At 47.1% G+C, this 7,850-nt stretch carries 7 protein-coding genes; 4 read left to right on the forward strand and 3 right to left on the reverse strand.

The genetic code is table 11. The features are described from left to right. Positions 1-196: 196 nt before the first annotated feature. Both ENN47_09950 and ENN47_09955 read right to left on the reverse strand, forming a co-directional pair. Positions 197-742 carry a helix-turn-helix domain-containing protein gene (locus tag ENN47_09950; protein HDP78484.1) on the reverse strand — a complete coding sequence of 182 codons (546 nt, stop codon included), beginning with the start codon at positions 740-742 and terminating at the stop codon, positions 197-199. Continuing rightward, positions 684-944 (reverse strand): hypothetical protein, encoded by a 261-nt coding sequence (locus ENN47_09955; GenBank protein HDP78485.1) that lies wholly within the window; start codon positions 942-944, stop codon positions 684-686. Before ENN47_09955 ends, ENN47_09950 begins: the two co-directional genes overlap by 59 nt. A gap of 1,723 nt (positions 945-2,667) precedes the next feature. On the opposite strand from ENN47_09955, the gene ENN47_09960 reads away from it, so the two are divergent. The 4 genes from ENN47_09960 to ENN47_09975 are packed head-to-tail and all read left to right on the forward strand — an operon-like array spanning position 2,668 to position 7,286. Continuing rightward, positions 2,668-3,288, forward strand: coding sequence for a hypothetical protein (locus ENN47_09960; GenBank protein ID HDP78486.1), 621 nt, complete (start codon positions 2,668-2,670; stop codon positions 3,286-3,288). Positions 3,289-3,323: 35 nt separating this feature from the next. Continuing rightward, entirely contained in the window at positions 3,324-3,860 is a 537-nt protein-coding gene (locus ENN47_09965; protein ID HDP78487.1) for a hypothetical protein, read from the forward strand. Positions 3,861-3,894: 34 nt separating this feature from the next. Next, positions 3,895-4,674, forward strand: coding sequence for a hypothetical protein (locus tag ENN47_09970; GenBank protein ID HDP78488.1), 780 nt, complete (start codon positions 3,895-3,897; stop codon positions 4,672-4,674). Further along, on the forward strand, positions 4,641-7,286 hold the full coding sequence (locus ENN47_09975) for a hypothetical protein (GenBank protein ID HDP78489.1): 2,646 nt from the start codon (positions 4,641-4,643) through the stop codon (positions 7,284-7,286). The genes ENN47_09970 and ENN47_09975 overlap by 34 nt, the downstream gene beginning before the upstream one ends. On the opposite strand, the gene ENN47_09980 is transcribed toward ENN47_09975, so the two are convergent. Further along, positions 7,283-7,816 (reverse strand): hypothetical protein, encoded by a 534-nt coding sequence (locus tag ENN47_09980; protein ID HDP78490.1) that lies wholly within the window; start codon positions 7,814-7,816, stop codon positions 7,283-7,285. The genes ENN47_09975 and ENN47_09980 overlap by 4 nt on opposite strands. Between the last annotated feature and the right edge of the window lie 34 nt (positions 7,817-7,850).

Here is a 7,850-nt window from a genome sequence, read left to right on the forward strand (position 1 = left end):
TACAATCTCGTGGTCATTCACAATCATCTACTCGGTCGTTCTTTGAGAAAGATTATGGATATCATTCACGCTGTTTGATTTGTGAGACACCCTAATTTATTCTATCATTTCGACACAGCATTTCTGCAAATGTTCACTAAAATCCTAGTCCTTCAAACCAATCATGACACAACAAAGGCTTCAGTTCTCGTAAGAATTAGGAGTCTGACCCGTTCAATTTCCGAATTCCGGTCTTGCCGACTATTCTGTCTCGATCGCCCGGCGAGATCCTTCCCTGGACAGCAGCAGAATTGACAAAAGAGATGAAGTCCTCTCCGCCTGGAATTATGTGATTTGTGTATGATTCGAGAAGCTTGTCTGAAAGAGCCCTGGAGCCGTCTTCAAGCCTAGAAACCAGGGACTTCGTCCTTCCCAGCAGGAGCGCCATCTCCTCCTGAGTGAGGTTTAGATTCTCTCTGGCTTTCCTGAGATCTTCCGCCGAAGGGATGCAATGGACCATCTCATAATCGTCCCAGATCTTCTTCCAAGCTTCATCGAGTGATCTGGCATCTACATATGAACTTCCACATTCATCACATTTATAGACATCGTAGGAAAGTCTGACTCGACTTCCCTTGAAACTCTCGATGCTCTCTTCCTTAGATAGGCGCATTTCCCTTCCACATTCGGGACATCTCATGAAATCAACTCCCGTACTCTGCAAGATGCAAAGATAAACAGATGAGCCGTTCCCTAAAGCTATAACTCAGCTTGAAATACACTTTGTCTTTGTATTCATAGTCTTCTGGGGCCAAAAATTCATCATCGGTAATATCAAGTTCTCTGAGTATTGATTCAAGCGGTAAGGATTTCCAGACAACAATCGTAAATGCATCTCTTTGATTATCGTCCTTGGTCTCATCGGGGCAGATATCGCTCGCCACCTTCCACGTGGCCTCAAGCACATCATGATGCTCTCTTATTCCTGACTTGTAGAAAGCATAACAAAAAATAGGAGTCTGACCCTATTTTATGAAGAAAACCCTCACAGATTTTGGTCTGCGATTTCTCTTCTTAATGGGAAAATCGGAGTCTGACCCCATTTGTTCTGTGATAAGAAGTCCCTCAGAGTTTTTTGTCTTCGATTTCTCATTCAGTGTGAAAAATGGAGTCTGACCCTATTTATTTTAATTTCTCATTCAGTGTGAAAAATGGAGTCTGACCCTATTTATTTTAAAAGAAAACTGCTAAAAAAGAAAAGCAACAGAAGACTGACGGCTTTCATATCCCTCACCTCCAGGGCGTATCAGGAGAAAATCAGAACACTTGTTTGACTCATTTCTGTCAATGATTATACTCCAGTCCGGCCATTAACCTGCAACACTGATACACCTTATGCATCGTCTTCCATGCCTTCAAATCCGCACCCGGGCGTCGCAATCTGATTCCAGAAGCTGATTACTTCATTCACTCGACTCCGGAATGTCACTTCAGTAGACAAAGGGAACTTCTGAACCGGAAGTTGCAATGATAGTAATTAAGACGTTCTTTTCGTTCAAGAGAGTTAAAGCCACTGATAAGCCGGTCCTTGTGTGAATTCGTATTTTGCTCCTGATGATCCTGATCTCAAATCCTCCCTTTAAGGGAGGAGGGCCGCGAAGTTGCGAAGGGTGTCTCTGAAGAACCGACTGGGAGATCGAGAGAGATCAATGGGGAGAGCTCCGCTTCGAGAAGGACTATGTTCGAGAGTATCAGAAGCAAGGAGAGAAAGTAGATCCAATAAAATCACTCGGGATGACAGAGCAAAAGAAGAGAAAACGATGCGAAATGCGCTTCAGAACAAGCACTCCCCATCGCAAGCGGTCCACCGCTCGAGCGGGGATTCAAGATCAAAAGCAAAGGAGCGCTTCATCGAAGAATGTGAGCCTTTCATAGGTTCTTCATCTGTGTACCGTCAGTCTAAACAGGTTTCCTTTCTCATCATTCTCCCTGCTTCCCGGCAAGGCTGAAACGAGAAAAACGTCATTCTTCTGACTCCATTTCATCTGGCCTATGTTCTTCTCTCTTTCTCCACCGGTCTTCTAGAGAAATACAGACCTCTTTGAGCAGGATCCCAAGAAGCAATTATCACAACGGAATAATCGTTCGCACGTTTTATACACATATACTGGTCTTAATGATTAAATCAAACAACTGCAACAGCTTTCGAAAGCATATCTCCGCTCCAGACCACCTGTTTCAACGCACATGCAATCCTTTTCCCGCCGGGCGAGATAAGGGACTGTTTTCAGAAGGAAGTGAAAGTTGCTCTTAGACCGTAAAGAGCTTCTCGCTCGAATCCTTTCGCTTTCTTTAAAAACATGAACTGCGTCGATAACCTGCACGAACTGCTTATGACAAGCCGTAGAATACTTGAATTCGAGTTTGTCTTTTTGCGGATCGACCAGTTGCCATGATCTTTTTTGCAGTCTTCTTCTTCGGGCATCTCCCTGTAGAGAAAATGTTACTGTTTGTAATCGCAAATTAATTACTATGTCGTTGAACCTTATTGTAAAGGACATCAGTAAGTTGTTCGCTTGATCGATAATTTATATCGAGCTGGGTTCAGATGCTCGCGAAGAAATCCGGAAATGAAATTGCGTATTAGTATCAACGAATATAGAACATTCAAATTAGAGGAGGTGGGTAATGAAAAAGTTATTAGTAATTTTAGTAATGGCGATTCTAGTGGGAACCTTTGTAATCGCACAGGACACTCACACAGACACGCAGACGATCACGATCACGATAAATGAAATTGCGCTTCTTGCAGTAACTGGTGCGGCGGCATCTACTGGACAAATAACTGCTGACGCTTCATACGTGACGATCGCAGTAACTCAGCCACAGCTAGCCGGTGCGGCCCCTGTTGTTTCGGTCGTACACGATCCCACATATCTCAGGTATACATCTTTGAGATTTGCGGGTCTCACGAGAAAGGTAACGACTACGTTCAGCACGATTCCTGCTGGTTTCTCAATATCTCTTTATGCAGGCGCTACCGACGGTTCTGCTAAGGGAAACGTTGGAGCTGGCGGTACTACACTTGAGTTTGTAGGAACAACGCTTAGTGGTGATCTTGTCACTGGAATTGGCCCAGGTCTTGCTAGGACAGGAACTGAGGCAAACGCCGGCCATCCGCTGACCTACACTGCAGACATAAAGGAGACAGCGCTGAATGATCTTGGAAAAGATCTGCCTGACGATGATTTCTTGGATGAAGTAGAAACATCTATTACGGTTATTTTCACACTGGTGGATGAGTCATAAAGTAAATGATCTTCCTTATCAGGACATACATTGCATTGAAGCAGCGCAAAGCGCTGCTTCTTTGTCTTGGCATTCTGATTCTTGCCGTTTCTCTTCAGGCCGTGACGCTTTCAGCAACGGGCAAGGTCACAACCGACATAGCCTGGGAGCTTGTCTCGGCTTCACCGGAGTTAGCGGGAGACGGCCCTGCTTTCAGCTCTGGATCTCTTGTGAGCCCAGAGGATGCAACGATGATCGTTATCGAACGCCCTGAGATCGCAGGCGGTCAAGGAAAAGACAGAAGGTTCATAGTCATGGCGACTCTCTCTTCCGGTGCTCAGATTTCTCTCAGGCTCTCATCGGAGCCGATCCTGTGGAACCCCTCAAACAAGAGCGGTTCTGTCACGCTGCTCTACACCGGATATTTGACGCTTGCCACCCAAGGAGTCGCCAGCGATTTCCTGGATATCGTTTTTCATCCAGCAGGGGAAGTCATAACCTTCTATATTCAGTATCTATTGGAACCGAACGATATGAGCTTCTTGGGCGACAGTGTAATTACCTTCACGGTTATAGATCTGGGCGAAAAATAATACTGTTAGTGTTGTTAAAGCGGAGCTGATAAACATGTCAAAGAAGTTCGTCCTGTTCCTCCTAATGCTTTCGGTGATCACGTTGAGGGCAGATGTTCTCATAATAAACGGTCTAACTCATATATTCGCTGCTTCCTCCGGCCAGGTGCTTTCGGGAAGAATCGAACTCCAAAACAACTCGAGCGAGCCAGCGGTAGTTCGCTTCTACTTGACAGATTACTTCTTTCACCACACGGGTTCGACGGAATATCCCGAAGCCGGAAGCCTGCAACGATCAAATGCTAACTGGATCGAACTTCAGGCGCCGGAAGTAACAGTGCCCAGAAATTCGAACATGACCTACTCCTTCTCGGTTATTGTTCCATCAGACGAGAATCTTTCCGGCACTTACTGGGGAGTCATCATGGTCGAGCCCATGATCGCTTTCGCAGATGAAGAGCTGGAGGGAATTACAGTCAGAACTCAGACGCGCTACGCTGTCCAGGTCGTCACAAATTTCGGCGAACCTGACTCCAGAAGCATCGAGATTGTTGGAAGAAGTCTCTCGAATAACGACGGAGTCTACTCCTTGATCATGGATATCAAGAATACCTCTGACTGGTGGATGAGACCCGAGGTATCGGCCAGCATCTTCAATCAAGCGGGAGAAGTTGTCGGCGAATTCATGGGCAACACCCTAAGATTATATCCTCAGACCTCCGGCCGCTTCGTTGTACCCTTTGAAGGTCTTTCTTCAGGAGACTACAGAGTCCTTGCTCTTATAAGAGACGGTGAAGACGTATGGGGCGCTCAGTATTCAATGAAGATAGAGTGAGAGATGTTCAGTCTCGTATAAGAGTCTCCTTTCTGATTTTTTTTATGCTTTCACTTTCCGTGCTGCTAGGTGCAGTAGATTTTGAACTGGTTCTCTCGACTCCTCCTCCCGGAGAAGTCGTGCCCGGTCAGATAGTCACGATTGCTGTCCTTGTAACAAACAACACCCATGATGATCTAGACTTCGATGAGGAGCTGTCGCTGCCGCCCGGCTGGCGAAACGTTTTTGGCGTATCAGCCTTTCAGGTGGGGGCCGACTCCTTCGAGATACGCCTTCTAAGCTTCCTCGTGCCCTCCACATCTCTAGCCGGAAAGTATGCTGTAAGCTATGAAGTCAAAGATAAGAGAGGTGAGTCGGCTGAGCTGAATTTCACTGTCAGAGTGGCCGCGAGCATGTCTTTAGCAATCCGGCTTGTTGAGGCTCCTTCCTATGTAACTGCCGGGGAAGAATACTCGGTCGTATTCTCGGTTGCCAATAACGGCAACGTTCCTGCCTATCTTGAGCTGGGAGCCATTGACAATATGTCATATACTCTAAGGCTAAGTATTCAAAGACTTCAGCTCCAGCCTTCGGCTTCCGGCGAAGTGAAGGTCACCGTGAAAACTTCCGCTTTCCTCACAGAACAGCGAAATCACATTATCATCTTAACGGCGACAGGGGAGTCGGGAGAGGCAGGCCTCATGTCGGGTCGATCTTCGGTGCTTATTCTTCCTCCGGCCGATTCCCTGGCAAACAGATTCAGAGTACTGCCCGCCAGGCTGTCGATCACTGCCGGTTATTCAGACGGCTTCTTGCTGAACGCGGTATTGAAGATTGACGGGTTTCTGAATGACGCGAAAACCAGAAGCATAAGTCTGAACGGCTCTCTGCCGATAATTGGCAAAGATGAAGACAACAGATTTTCATTAGGTCTACGTTACAGAGGGGAATTGCTTGAAGTCGGATACGGAGTTCTCGGCAGAGCGGGCCTGGCCTCGGTGAATCTTGGAACGTCAGCAAGGGGCTTCGATCTCAATCTAAGTCTTGACTCTCTTAGAATGGGCGCAATAGTCTCGGAAGACCTGTCCATTTCGGGGCTCTTCGCAGACTGGAATCTCCCGGAAAATCTATCGGCAGGGATTGCTGTTGACGGAAGCTTCGGCTCGTCGAATATAATTCAGTCATCTCTGGCAATAGAGTCCGGTCTGGAACCGGTCTCGACAAGATCCCTTCTAAGAGTCTCCTTCCTGGATGGGAAGTACGACGGGCTGAAGCTGGGATATGTCTTTTCCAGCCGCCTCGGCTACTTTCAGCTGAGATCGGCCGCAGATTATTCGAAGAAGATTAGCGGACAGCCCGGAAGCGAAGCGCTCAAACTCGATGCAGCTGTCGTATGGCAGAAACCTTATTCCTACAGGATCTCTTTCGAGGGAACGGTCCAGCGCGATAATCCTTTCGATCTTGCTCTGCAGGGATTGTTGAACAGCTATTCTCTTCGCGGCAGGTTTGACTTTCCGACCTTTTCCGGACTGAGGGTGAGCATGGGGGGTTACTACAATTCAAGCGGCAGCAGGAGCCTGTCAACTCCGGCCGCCACCCTGGGCGGAAATCTGGCAGCTTCATACTATCCTGGGAGTTTCAGCCTATTTGGCTCTCTTTCCGCTCAGCTTAGTCGGATTGAGAACGTTGATAAGAAGACCATTCAGCTTGATGTCTACGGATCTTACAGATTATCGGGAAACGCCTATCTAAACGCGAGGCTTACCCTCAAAGACTACGTCAAGGAAAGATTCGAGACCACGGCTGCATTAGTCGGCACTCTTCTGATGGAAGATGGATACAGATTCGACGGATCACTGACATATGTGATGAACAACTTTGATCCTGTGAAACTCACGGCCAGAATATCCTTTTCAAAGATCCTTCAAAACGGAGGTTCGATTAACGCTTCGGCCAGTATCGCAATGACGGATAAGACAAAATGGATTCCTTCAGGGGCTTTCACTGCAGGTTATTCCTTCCCCTTTTCGATCCCATTTTGGCCAAGAAGATACCTGGGTTCGCTTTCAGGGAAGATCGTAATCTCTTCAGAGGGAAACGAAATACCTTTGGAGGGAGCTGTTCTAAAACTCAACAACCTCGTAGCAATAACTGGCGAAGACGGGAGATTCATGTTTAGCGGGCTGAAGCCCGGCACTTATTTCTTTGACATCGACAATGACTCTCTTCAGAGAGGCTTGATAAGCAGCGATAGGCTGCCGATTGAGATAACAATCTCGGCAAGTGAAGAAAAGGATCTTTCAATAACACTGGTCCAATCGGCGGCTCTTAGGGTTAGGGTAAGGAACATGGAACAGACTCCCTTCTCCATCGGAGGCGTGAATCTCGTACTGGAAAGTGAAGATGAGAGATTCAGACTTGTGACCAGAGACAATGGGGAGATTTCGGTTCCAAATCTTAGGCCCGGCAAATGGCTACTGCGCCTTGAGGCCGGAACACTTCCCAAAGGATTTGTGGCAGACAAAGATACTGTCGAGCTGGAGTTGAAGCCCGGCGACATGATAGAAGTAACTCTTGAAATAAGAAAGAAGAGCGAGGAAATAATCTTTATTGATTCGGGAGTTCTCGATTAACCTTCTGTAAGAGTGAATAACACTTCCAGATTTACCACACCATCTACAAGCATTTCCGCGGAGAAAATGTTGATATCATAAAGCACCATTGCACCATCTGCATCTTCAGTACCAATCCATCCGCTGCCAATACCTTCAACCACAGGTTGAGGGTCAGCCGTGAGCAAGACTCTTCCACTGGAAACTCCAACCTTTCCCCTACCACTATCGGGCGCACTGACCGTAATACCAATCTCGACCACTTCCAGCAACGACAAGTCGGAGAGCGAAGCGGTAATCTTTCTCAAACTCCCCGCTTCCGTAAGAGAAGTGTACTTCAAGCGGCCGCCTTCAATGTTCTGGAGAAAGATTGGTGCCCCGGGTACGATCATCTCCTGGGGGATCTCAAAAGAGGCTGATGAGTTCGAGACGTCTAGCAAAGCCACAGATTCAACGATGATTCTCAGTTCCTGAGAAGCAGTGTTTTGTGCACTGAAGACTATCATCACGAGACAGGTGACAAACACTGCCGATAGTAGCGTCTTCCTCATTAGTCTCACCTCCAAAACATTATCTCTTTAATCA

This window comes from Mesotoga infera (genome assembly GCA_011045915.1).
Lineage (GTDB): Bacteria > Thermotogota > Thermotogae > Petrotogales > Kosmotogaceae > Mesotoga > Mesotoga infera_D.